The sequence below is a fragment of the Nitrospirillum amazonense genome, assembly GCF_029594735.1.
In the GTDB taxonomy this organism is placed as follows: Bacteria; Pseudomonadota; Alphaproteobacteria; order Azospirillales; family Azospirillaceae; genus Nitrospirillum; species Nitrospirillum amazonense.
This window is the reverse complement of sequence record NZ_JARPAF010000002.1, coordinates 1363511-1381788: the sequence shown is the minus strand read 5'-3', so window position 1 is coordinate 1381788 and position 18278 is coordinate 1363511. Positions and strand designations below refer to the sequence as shown.

The following is an 18278-nucleotide window of genomic DNA, read 5'->3' as shown; positions in this document are numbered from 1 at the left end:
TTTCGGTTAGGTTCGCTGTGAGTGACATCAGTGGATACGACGGGGAAAGAGGATCCAGCGGATGGCGCAGAACGGTCAGCGGCCTTTCATGGCGGAAATTCAACGGCAGCGACGGGCGCAAGACCAACCCGGCACCGTTGACGCCCTGTCGCTGTCAGCCACCACGCTGAACCCGGCCGCCTTGGCCCCGCTGACCCCGGCGCAGGAAATTCGCCTGGACACGTCGGAAGTGATGGAGGCGATCCAGCATCTGGGTCAGAAGCTGGACCGTTTCCTGAATACCGACCACACCCAGATCGAAGCGATCCATGTGGAGATCGCCGACATCGCCGGCCGCATCAAGGCGACGAAGCTCGAAATGGCGGCCCTGCGTCATCCGTTGGCCAAGGACGACACCTTCATGGAGGCCAGCCAGCAGCTGACCGCCGTCGTCGCCTCCACCGAGGCCGCCACCAACAGCATCATTCAGGCGGCCGAGGAGATCGACGACATTGCCAATGAGGTTCGCTCCCAGTTGCCGGAAGGCTACCAGAACTCTCGCCTCAAGGACCTGAATGAGGTCACGCTGCGCATTTTCGAGGCCTGCAACTTCCAGGACCTCACGGGCCAGCGAATCACCAAGGTCGTCCAGGCCCTGAGTTTCATCGAAGAGCGGGTCGAGGCCATGATGTCGCTCTGGAACTCCAAGGAGTTCGAGACCATGCCCCTGCCCCCCTCTATCCACAAGCATGATGAGGGCCTGGAGCTGCACGGCCCCGTCAAGGACGGCGGCCAGACCATCTCGCAGGCGGACATCGACGCCCTGTTTGATTGATCCTCAAGCGGCGGGCGTTGGCATCCGCCGACTTGGCTTATTCTCATTCTGCAGCCCGCCACGCTTCCGCCGGAACTCCGGCGGGCGCAGTCGCGGCCTACTGCGGCATGAGACCATTCTCATGCCGGTGGAGCGCTCTTTTATATTCCTTCTGTAATGCGCGAGCCCACGGTGGCGAGCCCCATAAACGGCAACAGGGGCCCAAGGGGCCCCTGCACCGTGTATCGGTCCCCGGAGGGCCGAAACATGCCGTCGATCTTTTAGTTGGTCAGCGTGCCGGCCATGAAGGCCATGCTGCCGAAGCCACTGCGCGCGGCGGCGACAGCCACCTGCGTGCGGTTCTTGGCACCCAGCTTCTGCATCACCGCGCGCACATGAACCTTGACCGTGCCTTCCAGCACGCCCAGTTCGCGGGCGATTTCCTTGTTGGAGCAGCCGGCCAGGATCAGGCGGAAAATATCCTGCTGGCGTTCGGTCAGACGGTCCGCCAAGGCGGCCTCGCGGCTGGCCGGAGCCTGGCCCATGGCCGGGCCCGAAGCGCCGCGCACACCCGCCAAGGCGGCGGTGAGCGCCTGGCGCGGCATGGCCACGTAATTCTCACCCGACAGGATCAGGGTCAGCGTACGCTCCAGCACCTCGGTCGGGCCCGTCTTCAGCACATAAGCGCGGGCGCCGGCGCGGATGGAGGCAATGACCTCATCCCCTTCCTGTACGGCGGACACCGCCACCACGGGCACGGAGCCCAGGGCGGAAGTCAGCTGCGCGATGGCTTCAACCCGGCTGCCGGACAGGCTGTCCAGGTCGAGCAGGACGAGATCGATTCCCGGCGCGGACATGGCCTGTGCCAGCGCTTCCTCCACGGTGCCGGCCTCAAGCGCCGACGCACCCGGGAACTGGGTGGTCAGCATCAGGGCGGCGCCGCGGCGCACCAGGGCCTGGCCATCCACGACGAGAAAAGTGCGGTGGCGGGGCGAAGCGCCCACACCGGCAATTCCGTTTTCCAAACCATCCTCGGCTAGACTGCTGACAGTCCCGGGAAAACGCGCGGTCATGCTCATCATCTGAAACCCCACGTTCGAGTCCGGCCACTTCCGGCCCAGGCCATCCAAAACGCTTCATCCGGCATCGGGCCCCGCGTGGCAGGTCCCTGATGATCGCCCATCGGTTCCGGCACCTTTGGCCCCCGGACCGACACTTTCGATGAACGCGTGACCCTGACTGGTTAGCGACACCTTCGCCATTATGACCATTCGAACACGGCCAAAATGGGGCAACCTAACCTTTTTTCCCCGGGAACCCCATTTCCGCCGTGGTACCCCCTAGGCGGCTTCCGATTTTCCCGGGTGGCCAAACGATCCACCTCACGATGTGACAGACTGTGACCCGTTTTCAGACATGCCGCAACAGAAACATGGCGTTCGGGGTCACTTTCCCATAGGATTGTCGCAATAGAACTGGCGATCTATTACCTGGCCACGGGGCAAATAGGCCGTTAACAGGTTAGCGTCGACATTTCACGAGTATCCACGACAATGTTAGTAAAATTTTTAATAAACAGTCTCCGGTGGGGGAGACCGCAATCACAATGGGGGAATAGGCAATGACAGGCCGCAGCGTTCTTCTGATCGACCAGGATCAGTTGTTCGGGGCGGCACTGGGTACATTGCTGGGGGAAGATAGCTTCCAGCTGTTACCGCCCGTCCCTTCGGTTGAGGAAGCAATGAAGGTGCTGCGGGACATCGCAGCGCCCGATTTGATCATGGTCGACCCTTGGGGCATAGACCCGCCGCGCGTGGCCAGCGAGCTGCGGCGATTGCGCGCATCCGCCCCCCAGACCCGCATCGCGGTGCTGACGTCCGACACCAGTGATTCGGTGCTGAAGGCCAGCCTGTTCGCGGGCATGGACGGCCACCTGTCAAAATCATCCGGCGTCGCCACCCTGCGCGACGCGCTGGAACTGATCCTGGCTGGCGATGCCGTGTTTCCGCCGCGCGCCGCCGCCCTGGTGGCCCAGGCGCAGCAGCCCCAGGGGCCCACGCCGGCCGATCTGGTGGCGGCCACCGCCGATCTGTCGCGGCGCGAGATTCAAATCCTGGGCTGCTTGCTGGCGGGACAATCCAACAAATCCATCGCCCGCCGGCTGGAAATCACCGAGTCCACGGTGAAGATGCACTTCAAGAACGTGATGCGCAAAATCGGCGCACAGAATCGCACCCAGGCCGCTGTCTGGGCTATTCAGCGCGGCATCGGTCCGCTCAGTTAAGTAGTCCCCCAGCCTGCGGCGGACGCGATCCGCCTCCCATAGCGGCATGAGTACGCCGTTGATATGGCGCCAAGCCGCCCGAGAAACCTTCGACACAAAAGAAAAAGGGGCGCCGCCCAGCCGGGTGGCGCCCCTTTCTTATTTCCACCGTCCGGTTCCGGCCCCTTAGGCGGGAGCCAAAGGCTGGAGTTCCGGAAGGCGTCGTCCTCATCTGGTCGAAGAGCCGGGCCTGGGGTTCGCCCAGGCCCGCTCACCGATCCCCTGACTGGATCAGGGGAAAATGATGACGGCGCGACGGTTGGACGGCTCACGCACGCCGTCCGCGGTCGGGACCAGCGGATCGGACTCGCCCTTGCCGTCGGTGGCGATGGAGGCGCCGACGCCCTTGGACGTCAGGTAAGCCTTCACGGCCTCGGCGCGGCGCATGGAGAGCTTCAGGTTGTAGGCGTCCGAACCGGAACGGTCGGTGTAGCCCGTCACGTTGATCTTCGTGATGTGGCCGGTGGCAGCGTCCTTGGCGGCGTTGTCCAGCACGGTCTTGGCGTCAGCCGACAGGTCCGTCTTGTCCCAGTCGAAGAACACCGTGAAGTTCCGCGAAATGGACGGAGCCGGCGGCGGGGGCGGCGGGGGCGGGGGCGGCGGGGGAGCCGGCGGAGCCACGGTCGGGGTCGGCTTGGGCGCCGGGGCCGGCGGGGCGCCGAAGGTGTAGCGCAGGCCAACCAGGACCGAGTGGTTCTGGTAGCCGGCCTTGAACTTCGGAGCGTTCGACGGCTCGTAGGTGGTGTCCGGCGTGCCCATGAAGCGGTAGCCGACGGTGAAGTCCAGGTTGTCGCTCAGCGCGTAGGCGACGCCGGCAGCCAGCTGGTAGGTGAAGGCGGTGGTGGAGGTCTCCACCGACAGGCCCGGCGTGTACAGGTCGCCCACGCCGTCGAACTTGTAGCGGCCGAAACCGATACCGGCGCCGACATACGGACGCAGCGGGCTGTCGACGTTGAACTCGTAGTAGGTGACGGCCATGAAGGTCAGGGCGGTCAGGTCACCGGCGCCGCCGGCGCGGCCCGGGCCGCCACCGGTGATGTCGCCGACGGTGCTGCCACCGTAACCGATTTCCGCACCGACGCGCACGCCGTTGCCGAACTTGTAGCCACCCTCGACCAGGCCGGTGGGCGAGGTCGTGAAGTCGGCCTTGTCGGTGTAGACCGGGCCCTTCAGGTCGGTCTTGTCAGCCCAGTTCACACCGGCCTGGGCACCGAGGTAGTAGCCCTCGTTGGTCTGGGCCAGCGCGGTGGCCGGCAGACCGAGCGCGAACACCGCGCACAGTAATGAATGACGGAGTTTCATTCGTCGTTTCTCCTCCTTCTGACCGAGGGGTACGTCTCCCCAAAGGAACCCTCGGTTGAATTAAGACTACCCTTCGCGCCAGGACGTGGCGCCTTTGATTGTCCCGCCGAACGGCAGGGTTAGACAACGTCCTGAGTTAATTCAATCCTTCAACACCGAACGGGGAGCAACCCAGCCTTGTGAGCTACGCCGTTCGGCCCGTCAGGACACGCCGTTAATCGGATGGAAATGAGGTTAAACTGAGGCAGGAATTTTCAAGGGGCGCGGTTTGCATAAGTAGCGGAGGCGCCATCCGCCATTTGCATATTGCACGGTCCTAGGGCTTTAGTTAGCCCCAATGTCATTCACGACCGTAAAATGCCGATTCTGCCGCAGCACGGGCCGCCGCCGCGTCGGCGAAGACTTGCCCATCGAGGGCCTGGGCACGCATGTGAACCGCGTGGAAGGCCATGCCGTCGGGATGCACCGTCACCAACCCTACCGCTTCCTCGTCGATTTCAATGACATATGCCATCGGATCAGGCAGCGCCGAGGCCGCCTGCCGGGCCGGGCGCGCGGCACTCGCTTCGTGGTCGTGCGTGGGCGTAAATTCAATAGGCTCACCACCGGCGGGCATAATATCCAGAGCCTCGTGGAGAGCTATTCTATTGGGCATAACCCATTCTCCTTTCATCAGGCGCGCCTCACGGGAAGGGCGCCGACTTGCGGAGCGGATTAAACAATCCCCAGCATTACGATTTCCACCACGCTTATGGGCATAGCGTTACTTTGTCACCAGCCCTTTGTTATCCCCCGCCTGGGCTGGCCCTTAGGCCCACACCCGGAAATTCGGGCATGGGCCTTATGACCTGTGGCGCTGACGTTAGTGGGACGCGCCACTGGCGGCGCCGCCGGCATCCTTCGTGGCGGCGGCAGTGGGAATCGCGACCGCGGGGGTGGGGCCGGTGATGCGATCACCGGCCGTGGCGGCGGTCATGACCGGCGGCGGCAGGTCGCAGCGCGGCAGCTCCGACACGCGGACGACGGCATCGTTGGTGACGGTCTTCACCACGTCGGCGTCGCTCATCAGCTCAGCCTGGGCCAGCATGTCGGCATGCTGGGCGCAGTAGATATCGGTGGAGACGGCCGCGATGTGCTGGGACATTTCGTTGGCCAAGTGGGTGCGCAGGGTGTCCAGCGCGCGGTTGGGGTTGCCCTTGGCCGTCTTGCGGTAGTGGGCGATCAGCGAGTCTTCCCAAGCGATGATCTGCGCCTTGTGCGCCAGCGTGAACTTCTTGTAGCGCACATAGAGGCCTTCGTAGTTCCCGCCCAGCTGCTGGCAGGTCAGGCCGATGACCATCAGACGGGTGTGGTAGCGGATGGCCTGTTCGGCATCAAACTCCGCCGGGGAATAGCAGGGACCCGACACCTTGGCCGGCTTGGGAGTCTTGGCGGCCTTTTCCGGTGCGGCCTTCTTGGATGCCGCGGCCTTCTTGGCCGGGGTCGTCTTGTCGGCAGCGAAGGCCGGCGCGCTTACAGCGGCGGCGGCCAGCGCAAGGGACAGGAGGGGGGCGGCGAGCAAACGGGCACGCGTCATGGCGCGGGTATCCATATCAGTATCGGAACGATCGGCATCGTGGCGGCGGCGCGGCACATCCCCATGAAGACATCCCCCTTGCCGGTCAAGGCCAGGAGGAACGCCCGCGATCAGGCCCCCGCATCCACCACATCTTGTACTTTTAGCCCTGCATGCCCACCATGAGCAAGAGTCGGGCGCGACCTAGCCCATAAGGGCGGGGTCCAGGCGTGACCGTCCCACGGAAATGAGGAACGCCATGGCCCGTATTGGCATCGACCTGGGCGGGACGAAGATCGAAGGGCTGGCCCTGGGTGACCAGGGGGAAGAGCTGGCCCGCCGCCGCATTCCCGCCCCCCGCGACGATTACGGCGCCACCCTGGCCGCGGTGGCCGGGCTTGTCGCCTGGCTGGATGCGGAGATCCGGGTGCCCGCCAGCGTTGGCGTGGGCATACCCGGCGTGCTGTCCCCCCTCACCGGCCTGGTGAAGAACGCCAATTCCACCTGGCTGAACGGCCATGCGCTGGACCGTGACCTGGCGGCGGCCATCGGCCGGCCTGTCCGGCTGCAAAATGACGCCAACTGCCTGGCCCTGTCGGAAGCCGCCGATGGGGCCGGCGCCGGCTGCCGCACCGTCTTCGCCGCCATCCTCGGCACGGGCTGTGGCGGCGGCGTGGTGGTGGATGGACACATCATCACCGGCCGGCACGCCGCTGCGGGCGAATGGGGCCACAGTCCCCTGCCCTGGCCGCAGCCGCCGGATGCACCTGGTGAGAAGCCCGGGCTGGGGACTCGCATGGAGGACGAACGGCCGGGCCCCACCTGTTACTGCGGCCGTCGGGGCTGCCTGGAAACCTGGGTCTCCGGGCCCGGGCTGGCCGACGACCACGCCCGCGCCACCGGCCGCGTCCTGGCAGCTGTGGAGGTGGCCGCCATGGCCGCGAGCGGCGACGGCCCGGCGCAGGCGGCCCTGGACCGCCATGTCGACCGGCTGGCGCGCGGGCTGGCCGGCGTGGTCAATCTGTTGGATCCGGACGTCATTATCCTGGGCGGCGGCCTGTCCAACATGACCCATCTTTATGAGCGCCTGCCGCGGCGGCTGGCGGCTTGGTGCTTCTCCCCCGATGTCACCACACCCATCCGTCCGGCGCGGCATGGCGACTCCAGCGGCGTGCGCGGCGCCGCCTGGCTTTGGCCCCTCCAACGCTGACCTTAACGCCGGCCGGCCCGACCTGGGGCATGTTGGGGGCCCGTCTTTGGAGAGGACGGTCAGGCCTAGCGACGTGCCCAGATCAGGGTACCGGCCGCCGTCGCGAACAGCAGCAGGGCGAGGATGGCCGCCCACAGCGCGGGCGAGGCCAGGATGAGCACCGCGCCGGCGATCACCTGGGCGGCGGCCGCCATATGCCAGCGGGCCCGGGGCGTGATACGAACGGACATCGGCGGGGCCGCGGGCGGCGCCTTGCGGGTCAAGCCTGCCCTGCGGCGGGTGCTCTTCGGAGGGCGGCCGCTTTGACGGGCGGATGCAGCGGAACGGGAGGGTGCGGATCGCTTGGCCATGGATCATGGGCATAGCAGCGCCACCGCCGGACAGCAAGGCGGGCCGGAACAGGGCCCCTGAGTCGCGGGGGACCGGGCTCAATAAAGACGGTGGCGGCGATGTGCAGCTCCCCCCGGCACCGAAATGCCCGGGGACTCTGGCTTTCCGGGTAAGGCGCCCTCCATTCCGCCTAGGCCGGGGGCCTGTCGACACAGCCGTCGGCACAGCCATCCGGGGGGCCGCCGGCGAGTCGGCGAATGAGGTTTTTAAAAAAGAGCGATGACGATGGAATCAACGCTTGCAGTCCAAGGATTTTCTTTTAAATAAAGGTCAGGACTTGGGTGTCACCGGCCAGCCCTGGCGGACATTCGCAACGGCGACCCGGCACTTCAGTTCAACTGGATTTTCATAAACCTTGCGTCGTCGCCCTCCGGGCGTAAATCCGTGTGGCGCCGCGTCGGTATCCTGGTCTTTGCTTGAAAAGACGTCGGAATACTTAGGGGTTTTGAATATCGCTTTTAAAAGATGTGGTCCGTCGTTGTAAAAAGCGGCGGCGACATCAGGGGTGCCGCTACGGCCGGCTTTGGCCCGTGTCGACGGCGCGCCTTGCAACACCCGTCCGTGACCGCCGGGTCAGCCCCCCATCGTTCGGCTGCCGGCCTTTTGAATGATGTGTGACAGACATGACCCAAGAGCCCCTGTGGCAGCCTAGCGATATCCAGAACCAGGAAGGCGTGGAGAAGGAAGCCGACGGCGACGCCCCCAAGCGGCGCGGTCGCATTCCGCAATCGGCCTGGCCGTCCATTCTGGAACGGTATCGCGCCGGCGCCACGCTGTCGGCCATCGCCCGCGAGTTCGACTGCACGCCCAGCGCTATTTCCTATATCGTGCGCAAGGCCGAGACGGCGCAGCCCGGCGAAGGCGGCGACGCCCCCGCACCGGCCGTGGAGGCAGCCCCCGCACCCAAACCGGCCCGCACGCCGAAGGTGGAGGCCCCCGCGGCTCCCGCCCCGGCCTTGCCGCTGGAGCAGCCGGTGGTGACGGAAGCGCCAGCAGCCCCCCAGGCGGCCCCCGCCGCCGTGGAGGCCGCCCCCGTGGCAGCCGCTCCCGTCGTCGAGCAGCCGCAGCGCGCCCCGCGCGCCGCCGGCGAGCGCGGCCCCCGTGGCGAACGTCCTATTCGTTCGCACGAGGGCCGCTCCCAGGAAGGTCGTTCCCACGAGGGCCGCGAAGGCCGTCCGGAGCGTGAACCGCGGGGCGACCGCGCCGAAGGGGAACAGCCCCGGGGCGACCGGTTCGGTGATCGTCCGCAGCGGGGGGAGCGCCGCACCCTGACCGGCGCCGCCGTTGCCAATGCCGCCCAGGAACGCAGCCAGCCGCCGGCCGTCAGCCAGGGCCAGCGTCCCTACGGCGATCGCCAGGGCAACCGCGCGCCGGTCGACACCGACAGCATGGACCAGTTGCTGGACCGCCCCTACAACAGTGACCGTCCGGTGGGTTCGGAATATCCCTACCGCCAGCAGCAGCGCAACGCCGCCCGCCTGGAGGCGGCCGAGACGCCGACGGAACCGGCCGACCAGCGCATGATCGCGGCCGCGCAGCGCAGCGCCGAGGCCTATACCGCCTGGAAGGCCAATCCCGAAGGCGGCATGCAGGGCCTGACCGACGCGCTGCATGAGCTGCGCAAGGTGATCGCCCGCATGGAGATCGAGATGTCGGCCAGCCGCAAGGAAGAACATGCGGCCCGGCCCATCCCCATCCCCTATCACCGCGCCCAGCGCCGCTGAAGGCTCGGGGCTTATGCCCCGGCTTTCAGCGCCCGCGAGCATTGGATGTGAAAACACCCCGCCCGGGTCTTCTCGGGCGGGGTGTTTGCATTTGGACCGCCGCTCAAGGAACGGCAGCCCATGAAAGGGTGACGGCGTCAGCCGCCCATGGTGGCGCCCAGGATCAGCACGGCGCCATAGAGGGTGGCGAACAGGCTGGCCAGCGCCAGGAAATCCCGCACCAGACGACCGCCATTGGCGCCGGCCCGGCTCAGCGCCCGGCGACGCAGCAGCGTGGATTTCGGGGCAAAGCCGACACCGTGCATCGTGTCATGGACCGCAATGTACGCCATTTACCCCTCCACCGTTTGTCTATCCGGAGCCGGCGTACTTTCACGCCCGGCTGTTCATGGGCTTAGTGTTGCCAGAACGTTCCAGGAACCACAAGCGGAAATGTTCTCATCATGTTCCTTTTTTGGACTCGCCTTGAGAACATTCAATCCCTGGGGGCTGGATCATGCCCAAGCCCCCAGGAATGGGTTCAGCGCCCAACGCGGGCGAACGCCTCCTCATACCGCTCGGGCTTGAAACCGGCCATCACCACGCCATCCAGCTCCAGAATCGGGCGCTTGATCATGGACGGTTGGGCCGCCATCAAGGCCACCGCCTTGATGGCGTCCAGGTCTTGCTTGTCGGCGTCCGGCAACGCCCGAAAGGTGGTGCCTGCCCGGTTCAGCACCGTTTCCCAGCCCAGCGCGGCGCACCACGCCTGCAGCCGGGCTTGGTCGATACCCACGGCCTTGTAGTCATGAAAGGCATAGTCGATGCCGCGCCGGGCCAGCCAGTCGCGGGCCTTCTTCATGGTGTCGCAGTTCTTGATGCCATAGAGGGTGACGGCCACGGCCCAGGTTTCCTTAATTGATGCAGTAATGCGGAAATGCGGAATTCTTTCAGCTTAATACAGGCGTTCCCAAGGTGAACCAGGCGCGGCTGATGCGGCCATCCGTCACTTCATAAATGCCGATGACCTCCACCGTGCCGGGGCCTTCCGGAAACGCCCGGGTCACCATCTCATGATCCACCACAGTGCCGCCCACCGCCATGCGGTGCAGCAGACGACCGTGCAGGTTGGGTTCCTGGAACCGGATAAGATGGCGCGCCCGAATCTCATCCATCCCGCGGGCCAGCAGGGTATCGGGATGCTGGTAGACGCGCGCGTCCTCGGCCCAATAGGCCATGAAGGCGTCGATATCCTTGGCATTGTAGGCGCGCAACTGGCCATCCACCACCTGCTCGGGCGTCAAGGTCGAAGAGGACATGGGCGGGGGCATGGTGGCGCTCCTGAAGGAGAAGGATGAGATCATCCTTATCAGGCATCACGCCGTCCGTCCGTCGTCCGTATTCGGCATGCCGCCCATTCCCCACCCGCCTCGAAATGCCTCTGACGGGATCATCAACAATGGATGGATACCGGCATGGCCCAGGTGGAAACGGCGCCGCTGGCGCCGGCGGGGTGTTGTACATGGATGTCTGGCCTGTGCGGCCGGCAGCCTGCTGCTAAAGGGAAACGCTAGCCGGCGCGCCGGCGAGAGGTGGCGCGGGGCTTGAGGGCGTCCAGCGCGTCGGCGTTGCGGCGGCCCCAATCGTACAACATCTCCACCGGTTCCACGAAGCGGCTGCCCAGTGCCGTCAAACCGTAGTCCACGCTGGGAGGCAGGGTGTCGTGCACCCGCCGCTCCAGCAGCCCGCTTTCCTCCATTTCACGCAGGGTCTGCGTCAACATCTTCTTGGAAATGCCGGGCAGGCTGCGGTGCAGCACGCCGGCGCGGGCACGGCCGTCGTGCAGGGCGTACAGCGTGTGCAAGACCATGCTGGTCCATTTGGTGGCGAAGATTTCGATCACGCGACGTGGCGCGCAATCTTCCCGCCAATCGTCCTCCGGGGTCCCACTCATCATCGCTGGATACCTTCTGGTGCCTATGTCCCCATTTGGTGCCGTCTGGACGCCCTGGGCGCATCGGCCTAGCCTGCCTTCCGTTAGCAGGAAACGCGCCCGCAGGAAACGGAACTTGGGACATGACACAGTCGGCATTGGTGGTCGGTGTCACCGGCATCGTGGGCAGGGCGCTGGCGTCCCTGCTGGTAAAGGAAGGGTGGCAGGTGGCCGGCCTGTCACGCCATGCGACCACCCAGCTCGGCGTGACACCGGTGACGGCGGACCTGCGGGATGGGAATGGCCTGACCCGGGCGCTCGCCTCCATCCGCCCATCCCATGTCTTCCTCTGCATCTGGAGCCGGCAGGCGACGGAGGCGGAGAATATCCGCGTCAACAGCGCCATGGTGCGCGCCGTGCTTGACGCCGTGCGCCCCGCCGGGACGGTGCGGCACGTGGGCCTGGTGACGGGGCTGAAGCACTACCTGGGACCGTTCGAGGCCTACGGCAGGGGTGTCCTGCCCCAGACACCCTTCCGGGAAGATCAGGGCCGGCTGGACGTGGACAATTTCTATTACGCCCAGGAGGATGAGGTGTTCGCCGCCGCCGCGCGCGACGGCTTCCGCTGGAGCGTGCATCGCCCGCACACCATCATCGGCCAGGCGGTGGGGAACGCCATGAACATGGGCACCACCCTGGCGGCCTACGCCACCCTATGCCGCGAGACGGGGCGGCCCTTCCACTTCCCCGGGTCGCCCGTCCAGTGGCACGGCCTGACCGACATGACGGATGCCCGTCTTCTGGCCCGCCACCTGCTGTGGGCGGCCACCACGCCGGGGGCCGTCGACCAGGCCTTCAACGTTGTCAACGGCGACATCTTCCGTTGGAAATGGATGTGGACCCGCATTGCCCAATGGTTTGGGCTGGAACCCGCGCCCTTTACGGCAGAGGACGCGGGCGGCATCCTGCCCCTGGAACGGCAGATGGCGGACGACGCGCCCCTGTGGGCCGCGCTGGCCCAGCGCCGTGGCTTGGTGGAGCCCGACCTCGCCCGCCTGGCAAGTCCCTGGCACACGGACGCCGACCTGGGCCGTCCCATCGAGGTGGTGACCGACATGTCCAAAAGCCGGCGCCTGGGCTTCACCGACTACCAGGCCACGGATGACGCCTTCTTTGATTTGTTCGGCGAGCTGCGGGCCCACCGGCTGATCCCCTGATCAGGGCCCTTGCGACGCGCCCACCGCGGCCCCACCGCCTCCCACGGTCACCCGGCCCACCACGCGCGTGCCATCCTCGCCCGGCTTCAGCTCGATCTGCATCACCTGCACCTCCTCCGCCACCCGCTGGTAGTTGCGGTAGAGATGGGCACGCACGGTGATGGGCCCGTTCGGGTTCAGGCGATCGGTGCGGTAGATGTTGGCGCTGATGGTGTATTCGCCGTCCGGCGCCCGGCGCAGCAGATACTCCTCCGGTCCATAGCCCTGGGTCATGTCGTGCGACAGCCGGCCGCCGATGGCGGTGCGGGGATGGTTGTAGATGGCGCGCTCGCCCGAGGGCTCATCCACCCACAAGTCCATGTCCGTGGCGTCCACGTTCCATTCCAGGACCACACGCAGATCCACGTCCAGCTTGTCCCGCAGGCGCGGGTCCAGCGGGATGGCGCGCACGCCCAGCTTTTCCAGGCGCGGCAGGATGCGGTTGGCCTCCATCAGGGCCACCATCTCGATGCCGTTGTAGGCCGGCGACCAGATGCGGGTGATGACCTCGTTCAGCAGCCGCATGGCCCGTTCGTAATCCGCCCGCACCGACGCCGCCGGAACGCCGCGCTTGGCCGCCCGTTCCGCGCGCTCGATAAGCGCCAGGGCCAGGCTGCGCCGGGGCTGCGGCCGGTCGCCGTCCAGGTACAGCACCTTCTCATACAGCCAGATGGCGCGGTCCTCCTGCCCGAAGCGCATCAGATCGTCGGCCACGATGATCAGGGTGCCGGTGTCGGCACTGGGCAGTTCCAGGGCGCTCAGGGCCATGGACGCCGCCTCGGCCGCCTTGCCGTTGCGGAACAGCAGCTCCGCCACATCCAGGTAAAAGGCCGGCAGGCTGCCGTACCGGGCGGCCTGGGCAGTGACCGCCGCCCGGAACTCCTCGGCATCGGCCAGATGCTCCTTGATCTCGCGAATATAGGGACGGTTGGGGTCCCAAGGCGCCACCTCGATGGCGCCGGCGCTGTCGCCACCGGACTGGCCGCCACCGGATTGGCCATTCGCGCGGCTGCCGGTAACGACCACCTGGTCCGCTGCGCGGCCGGCGATGGGTGCTCTGGGCGTGGGCCCGACCGATGAGAGGGGCGCCATCACCGGCGGCGGCGGTGCCTCGATGTTGACCTCCACAGGCGGTGCGAAAGCCGGTGGTTGCACCGCCTGTGGTGGCGGGGCGGGTGGCGCCGCGATGGGGGCCGGCGGCGGCGCCACAATCGGCGGCTTGGCCGTGGTTATCGAGTTCGCCACGGGCGGCGGCGACCGAACCGTGGTGGTGTCCTGGATGATGTGCGGCGGCGGCGGGCTCTCTCGGCGGGATGGTGCCGGGGGCGGTGGAACAGCCGGCGGCGGTGCGGGCTTGCGGCCAGCCCACCAGTCCTTCTGCTCCTGCCAGGCGGTGACCACCTGCCCCAGCCGGTTGGCGGCGGCGATGTCCTTGATCTGCTGGGCACGGGCCTGCGCCGCGGCGAACTGGTTCTGCAGATCCTTGCCCAGGCTGTCAGGCGGGGCGATGTCGGCGTCGACATAGTCCTGCAGCCGCTCCAGCACCAGGAAGACGGCACCGCCGCCGGCGACGCCGTAGCGCCGGGCGAAACCCACGGCCGCCTTCTGGTCCGGCCGGTCGGACGCCGTCATCTCCGCCACGCGGTCGGCGGCCCACAGGGCGCCCAGGGCGTCGTCCGCCGCCGTTGGCAAATCGTCCAGGTCGAAGGACAGGCCGCGTCCGTCGGCCAGTGTCACCTTGACGGCGCCCAGCGACGGCGGGGCCCGGCCGACGACGCGCACCCAATCGGGTGCCGCCGGCAGCACCGTGAAGTCCAGCGCCGTGCCGTCCGCCGCTTTCACGTCGATGGCGCGGCTGGCCGGGCTGGTCAGGCGGGCGAGCACGGCGTCCACGCCCCGCGCCCGCAAATCGAGATGCTCCCCGCCCGACTTGCGGGCCAGCGCCGCCAGGAAGCCGTGGTCGGCACCGGCGCCGCTGGACAGGGTGAACAGCGGGCAGTTCACCCGCTCCGCCTGATAGGCATCCAGGGTCACCCGCCCGTCGGAGAAGAACAGGCAGGCGTCGGCCGGTGCCGGCGCGGCCTTCAGCACCCCTTGCAGGGAGGTGGCGCCGCCGTAGCTCACGGCCCGCAGGGCGCCCATCGCCTCGTCCGCCGCCGTGGCGCTGCCGAACGACAGCACGCGCGGCGTGTCGTCGGCGAACAGCACCACATCCACCACCTTCGGGCCGATCGCCGCCAGATAGCGCTGCAACAGCTCCAGTTCCGCCGGCGCCGCGTCCTGCCGCGACAGCGACCGGTCCCAATAGACGCGCACACGGCCGGTGGGCTTGGCGCCGCCATTAACGCCGCCGGGCACGGCTGCGTTCACCTCGAAAAACGTATCGCCGCTGTGATGCCGGGTCAGCACCACCGGGGCCACCGGCGGCATGCCCCCGATGGTCAGGGCGCCGCCCAGGGTGACGCCGCTGGCGCTGGCCCGCGCTTCCAACCCACCCGTGCCGGGGGCCCAGCGCAGGTCCAGCCCATCCGGCCCCGCCAGGGCAGGCGCGGCGGCGGCGTCCACATCGATGACCAGCAGGTTGACCTTGGCCACCGGGTCCAAGGTCACCAGTGGCAAGGTATAGGGCTGGTCCGTGCCGATGGGGGTGGCGAACTCAACCCGCACGATGCGGCCCCGGTTGGGGAAGATGGGAAAGACATGGGTGCGGAAGGCGTTGTCGCGCGTCACCTCCGCCAAGCCGGGATCGACGCCGCGCCGCACCTGCTTCTGATAGGCCAGCGTGGCGGCGCGCTTGGCCACCAGCACGCCGTCGGCCATCTGGCCGTTCACGTCCAGCGCATAACCGGTGACGATGGAGCCCGCCGGCAGGTCCAGGGTGAAATCGCCCTCCACGGCCGCTGCGGTGGGGTTGGCGAAGGTGGTCGACAGCGTGGTGTGCGCCACCCCGCCGATGATCTTCACCGTGATGTCCAGGTTGCCGATGGTCAGCGCATGGGTGGGCTGGGCGCCCCCGGGCGCCATATAATTGCGGGCGACCAATTCGGGACTATAGGTCCGGGCCGGTGCTGGTGCTGCCCCACCCGTGCGCGCCCAGAACAGCAGCCCCAGGAAGACCGCCAGCGTCAGCAGCACCCAGACCGCACGACCCATGCCCCAGCGCCCGATCAGCCTGTCGCGCATTCCATCCCCCATTTATGCAATACTGTAACGGTCCCGCGCCCCACCGCGCAAGGCCGCCACCCCGGGACTTGGCACCCGGAATCGTGGAACAGGATTGCCAGGATCATGCACGCCGGAATGTGGCGGACATAAGGCCCCTTTCGCCCCTTCGTTGAAAAAGCGCCAGCCCTCTGCGCTACCCTACACGCAGTGCCAGGCGGCACAGCGCCCGCACGTCCGTCACGGCCTCGATGCCGGCCACCTGGTCGGCCAAGCGGTGCGCCTGCCCGTCCGGCAGCGTGCCCGCCAAATGCAGGAACTTGGCGCGCAGGCGGTCGTCATCGGCGCCGATCAGGCTGGTGTCGCAGCGCGCCTCGCGGCGCGATCCGTCAGCCAACGTGACCTCCACCGCCGTCAGGTCGGCCGGCCAGTCCCGGGGCCCGAACGCCACCGTCACCCGGTCCCGCAGGGCGACCAGACCCGGCCGGGCCGTCACGGCATCGGTGAACAGCCCGGGCCTGCCGGTATCCGCGCCCGACAGGGCCAGGGCCGCGACGAAACGCAGGCTGAATTTCGCCTCCGTCCCCGTCGCCGGGGCGGCGATGTTGCACATCCGGTCGGCACCGGCATCCACGGTCAGGCGGACCTGCCGCACATCCGTTGGCTCCAAACCCTGGGCGCGCAGTGCTGCGATCGCCTCGATGGCGCCATGGGTCCCGAAGCAGGAGGCGTGGTACTTGAAGGAATTGCGGTTCAGCTCATGGCCGTCCCAAATGATGGGGCCGGCGGGGATGGCGGATTGGGTGGCGGCATAGCCCTGGGGCGCCTCCAGGATGTCGATGCGGCTGGAAATGCCTGCCTCAGCCCACAGGGCGGCGCACAGCCCGGCCTCGGCCGCTCGGCCGGCATGGATGGGCTTGGCCATGGTGCCGAATTGCGCCTTCAGCCCCGCCGCCTGCGACGCCGCCAGGCCGTAGGCGCGGGCGGTCGCCTCCTCATCCAGGCCCAGCAGGTGCGCGCAGGCGGCGGCGGCCCCTAGGGCGCCCAGGGTGCCGGTCATGTGGAACCCACGATCATAGGGACCCGCCCCCAGCCAGCACCCGATCATGCCCGCCGCCTCATATCCGGCGACGAAGGCCGCCATCACCGCCCCACCCCCCAACCCACGCTCCTCCGCCAGCGCCAGCAGCGGCGGCAGGATGACGGTGGTGGGGTGGACATGCATGGCCAGCGAGACGTCGTCATAGTCCAGCGCATGGCCCGCCACGGCGTTGAGGAAGGCCGCCTGGCGGACGCTCACGCTTTGGCCTCGGCCACCCATGACGGTAGCTGTCGCCCGCCCGCCTTCGGCCAGGGCTAGGGCCCGCAACGTGCGGGAGACAGGTTCGTCCGCCCCCGCGATCGCCAGCCCGAACCAGTCCAGGATGCAGCGGCGGACCATCGCCGCCGTCTGCGGCGGCACCGACGCGGCGGCGTCCCGGCTGAGGCGGATGACCTGGAGGGTGGCGCCGGTCATAAGGCCGAGGGTTCCCAATCCAACCCCGCCGCCAGGGTGTCGAATAACGCCGGCCACTGGGCGTGCCAGGCGGACCGCTGCGCGGCGTCGGCCCAGCTGCCGGCGATGCCGGCGGTCATCATGTTCCGCAGGTCGGGAATGCCGAAGCCCAGGTGGCTGTACATCAGCTCCCACGCCCCCGCCGGGCTCACCCGGTGCAGGGTCGGGTCGTCGGTGTTGGGGTGGATGGCCAGGCCGGCGGCAGCCATGCGGCGGATGGGATGCTCTGCCGCCCATCGCTCCGGCGCCAGGGTACGCAGGTAGTAAGAGTTGGTCGGCACCACCGTGAAGATCATTCGGCGGTCGGCGTACCGGCGCATCAGGTCGGGGTTGTCGACGATGCTGTAGCCGTGGTCCACCCGGTCCACACCCAGGCGATCGACCACGGTTTCCACGTTGTGCCAGGGCGTGCCGAACTCCCCCGCGTGGGCGGTGAGGCGCAGGCCCTGGCGGCGGGCCAGGGCATAGGCCTCGGCGAACAGTTCAGGCGGCCGGTCCGTCTCGCGATAATCGATGCCGATGCCGGGCACCAGCGGATGGCGGGCGGCTGCCATCAGTTCCACCATCTCCAGCGCCGCGGCCGGGTCGGCCTCACGGTCGATGGATGGGATCAGCAGGCCACTGATGCCATGGTCGGCCGCCGCCTCGGCGATGCCGGCGACCAGGGCCGCCTGCACCTCATGATAGGCCAGGCCGGTGTCGCGCAGGGTGGCGGTGGGGTTCCAGAAGAACTCGGCATGGCGCACATTCTCCGCCGCCGCATCCTCAAGGTACTCGTAGGCGATGCGGCGGAAGTCGTCCGGCTCCAGCAACAGGTGGCGTTCCAGGGCGCGCAGCACGTGCAGGACGCCCACCGGCTTGGCCCCGCGCCGGTAGAAGGCCTCGATCTCCGCCCCGTTCATGGGCGCGCCGTGCTTGGCGGCCAGGTCGGCGAAGGTTTGGGACCGCACCGCCCCCAACAGGTGGCAATGCAGCTCCACCTTGGGCATGGCGCGGAAGAAGGCACGCTGCGCCTCGGTGACCGTGCGGCCGGTCCGCGCCGGCGGCACGGTGGCAAGCGTGTCGGTGATGGGAATGGTCATGAAAGGCCCATGAT

At 67.6% G+C, this 18278-nt stretch carries 17 protein-coding genes; 5 read left to right on the top strand and 12 right to left on the bottom strand.

Going from position 1 to position 18278, the window contains the following annotated elements; translation table 11 throughout:
• The first annotated feature begins 61 nt into the window (after window positions 1-61).
• Window positions 62-814, top strand: a complete 753-nt coding sequence (locus P5F91_RS12385) for a protein phosphatase CheZ (protein WP_145609633.1) — start codon at window positions 62-64, stop codon at window positions 812-814.
• Window positions 815-1074: 260 nt separating this feature from the next.
• Here the strand turns inward: P5F91_RS12385 and P5F91_RS12380 are convergent, their stop codons facing one another.
• A complete protein-coding gene (locus P5F91_RS12380; RefSeq protein ID WP_246134280.1) occupies window positions 1075-1797 on the bottom strand; it encodes a response regulator transcription factor in 723 nt (240 codons plus the stop codon).
• Window positions 1798-2414: 617 nt separating this feature from the next.
• Between P5F91_RS12380 and P5F91_RS12375 the strand changes: the two genes are divergently transcribed.
• Entirely contained in the window at window positions 2415-3077 is a 663-nt protein-coding gene (locus P5F91_RS12375) for a LuxR C-terminal-related transcriptional regulator (RefSeq protein WP_004272649.1), read from the top strand.
• A 270-nt stretch (window positions 3078-3347) separates the two neighbouring features.
• On the opposite strand, the gene P5F91_RS12370 is transcribed toward P5F91_RS12375, so the two are convergent.
• The 3 genes from P5F91_RS12370 to P5F91_RS12360 form a co-directional block, all read right to left on the bottom strand.
• The gene (locus P5F91_RS12370; protein WP_145609635.1) at window positions 3348-4418 is read right to left on the bottom strand and encodes an OmpA family protein; all 1071 of its coding nucleotides are present in this window, start codon (window positions 4416-4418) and stop codon (window positions 3348-3350) included.
• A gap of 340 nt (window positions 4419-4758) precedes the next feature.
• Window positions 4759-5091 carry a hypothetical protein gene (locus P5F91_RS12365; protein ID WP_186454626.1) on the bottom strand — a complete coding sequence of 111 codons (333 nt, stop codon included), beginning with the start codon at window positions 5089-5091 and terminating at the stop codon, window positions 4759-4761.
• 189 nt (window positions 5092-5280) lie between these two features.
• Window positions 5281-5994 (bottom strand): hypothetical protein, encoded by a 714-nt coding sequence (locus tag P5F91_RS12360; RefSeq protein ID WP_277907299.1) that lies wholly within the window; start codon window positions 5992-5994, stop codon window positions 5281-5283.
• A gap of 238 nt (window positions 5995-6232) precedes the next feature.
• Between P5F91_RS12360 and P5F91_RS12355 the strand changes: the two genes are divergently transcribed.
• Complete coding sequence (locus P5F91_RS12355; protein WP_277907298.1) at window positions 6233-7183, top strand: ROK family protein; 951 nt, start codon at window positions 6233-6235, stop codon at window positions 7181-7183.
• Window positions 7184-7248: 65 nt separating this feature from the next.
• Here the strand turns inward: P5F91_RS12355 and P5F91_RS12350 are convergent, their stop codons facing one another.
• A complete protein-coding gene (locus tag P5F91_RS12350) occupies window positions 7249-7413 on the bottom strand; it encodes a hypothetical protein (protein ID WP_186454627.1) in 165 nt (54 codons plus the stop codon).
• 783 nt (window positions 7414-8196) lie between these two features.
• Between P5F91_RS12350 and P5F91_RS12345 the strand changes: the two genes are divergently transcribed.
• Complete coding sequence (locus tag P5F91_RS12345) at window positions 8197-9297, top strand: hypothetical protein (RefSeq protein WP_277907297.1); 1101 nt, start codon at window positions 8197-8199, stop codon at window positions 9295-9297.
• 137 nt (window positions 9298-9434) lie between these two features.
• On the opposite strand, the gene P5F91_RS12340 is transcribed toward P5F91_RS12345, so the two are convergent.
• From P5F91_RS12340 to P5F91_RS12325, 4 genes are all read right to left on the bottom strand, one after another.
• Window positions 9435-9629 (bottom strand): hypothetical protein, encoded by a 195-nt coding sequence (locus tag P5F91_RS12340; protein ID WP_145609640.1) that lies wholly within the window; start codon window positions 9627-9629, stop codon window positions 9435-9437.
• 188 nt (window positions 9630-9817) lie between these two features.
• The gene (locus P5F91_RS12335) at window positions 9818-10177 is read right to left on the bottom strand and encodes an ArsC family reductase (protein WP_277907296.1); all 360 of its coding nucleotides are present in this window, start codon (window positions 10175-10177) and stop codon (window positions 9818-9820) included.
• A 49-nt stretch (window positions 10178-10226) separates the two neighbouring features.
• Window positions 10227-10607, bottom strand: coding sequence for a nuclear transport factor 2 family protein (locus P5F91_RS12330; protein ID WP_211106862.1), 381 nt, complete (start codon window positions 10605-10607; stop codon window positions 10227-10229).
• A 239-nt stretch (window positions 10608-10846) separates the two neighbouring features.
• A complete protein-coding gene (locus P5F91_RS12325) occupies window positions 10847-11233 on the bottom strand; it encodes a winged helix-turn-helix transcriptional regulator (protein ID WP_145609642.1) in 387 nt (128 codons plus the stop codon).
• Window positions 11234-11352: 119 nt separating this feature from the next.
• Here P5F91_RS12325 and P5F91_RS12320 point away from each other — a divergent pair, with 119 nt between their 5' ends.
• Window positions 11353-12426: an SDR family oxidoreductase gene (locus tag P5F91_RS12320; RefSeq protein ID WP_277907295.1), complete on the top strand. Its 1074-nt coding sequence runs from the start codon at window positions 11353-11355 to the stop codon at window positions 12424-12426.
• Here P5F91_RS12320 and P5F91_RS12315 read toward each other — a convergent pair whose 3' ends face one another.
• From P5F91_RS12315 to P5F91_RS12305, 3 genes are all read right to left on the bottom strand, one after another.
• The gene (locus P5F91_RS12315) at window positions 12427-15648 is read right to left on the bottom strand and encodes a VIT domain-containing protein (RefSeq protein WP_277907294.1); all 3222 of its coding nucleotides are present in this window, start codon (window positions 15646-15648) and stop codon (window positions 12427-12429) included.
• Between the two features lie 175 nt (window positions 15649-15823).
• Window positions 15824-17143, bottom strand: a complete 1320-nt coding sequence (locus P5F91_RS12310; protein WP_277907293.1) for an MmgE/PrpD family protein — start codon at window positions 17141-17143, stop codon at window positions 15824-15826.
• Complete coding sequence (locus tag P5F91_RS12305) at window positions 17140-18264, bottom strand: adenosine deaminase family protein (protein WP_277907292.1); 1125 nt, start codon at window positions 18262-18264, stop codon at window positions 17140-17142. Before P5F91_RS12305 ends, P5F91_RS12310 begins: the two co-directional genes overlap by 4 nt.
• Window positions 18265-18278: the final 14 nt, after the last annotated feature.

Coding starts and splice junctions, on each gene's coding strand:
- P5F91_RS12385 (WP_145609633.1), top strand. CDS start 62: ATGGCGCAGAACGGTCAGCGGCCTTTCATGGCGGAAATTCAACGGCAG.
- P5F91_RS12375 (WP_004272649.1), top strand. CDS start 2,415: ATGACAGGCCGCAGCGTTCTTCTGATCGACCAGGATCAGTTGTTCGGG.
- P5F91_RS12370 (WP_145609635.1), bottom strand. CDS start 4,418: ATGAAACTCCGTCATTCATTACTGTGCGCGGTGTTCGCGCTCGGTCTG.
- P5F91_RS12365 (WP_186454626.1), bottom strand. CDS start 5,091: ATGAAAGGAGAATGGGTTATGCCCAATAGAATAGCTCTCCACGAGGCT.
- P5F91_RS12360 (WP_277907299.1), bottom strand. CDS start 5,994: ATGACGCGTGCCCGTTTGCTCGCCGCCCCCCTCCTGTCCCTTGCGCTG.
- P5F91_RS12355 (WP_277907298.1), top strand. CDS start 6,233: ATGGCCCGTATTGGCATCGACCTGGGCGGGACGAAGATCGAAGGGCTG.
- P5F91_RS12350 (WP_186454627.1), bottom strand. CDS start 7,413: ATGTCCGTTCGTATCACGCCCCGGGCCCGCTGGCATATGGCGGCCGCC.
- P5F91_RS12345 (WP_277907297.1), top strand. CDS start 8,197: ATGACCCAAGAGCCCCTGTGGCAGCCTAGCGATATCCAGAACCAGGAA.
- P5F91_RS12340 (WP_145609640.1), bottom strand. CDS start 9,629: ATGGCGTACATTGCGGTCCATGACACGATGCACGGTGTCGGCTTTGCC.
- P5F91_RS12330 (WP_211106862.1), bottom strand. CDS start 10,607: ATGCCCCCGCCCATGTCCTCTTCGACCTTGACGCCCGAGCAGGTGGTG.
- P5F91_RS12325 (WP_145609642.1), bottom strand. CDS start 11,233: ATGATGAGTGGGACCCCGGAGGACGATTGGCGGGAAGATTGCGCGCCA.
- P5F91_RS12320 (WP_277907295.1), top strand. CDS start 11,353: ATGACACAGTCGGCATTGGTGGTCGGTGTCACCGGCATCGTGGGCAGG.
- P5F91_RS12315 (WP_277907294.1), bottom strand. CDS start 15,648: ATGCGCGACAGGCTGATCGGGCGCTGGGGCATGGGTCGTGCGGTCTGG.
- P5F91_RS12310 (WP_277907293.1), bottom strand. CDS start 17,143: ATGACCGGCGCCACCCTCCAGGTCATCCGCCTCAGCCGGGACGCCGCC.
- P5F91_RS12305 (WP_277907292.1), bottom strand. CDS start 18,264: ATGACCATTCCCATCACCGACACGCTTGCCACCGTGCCGCCGGCGCGG.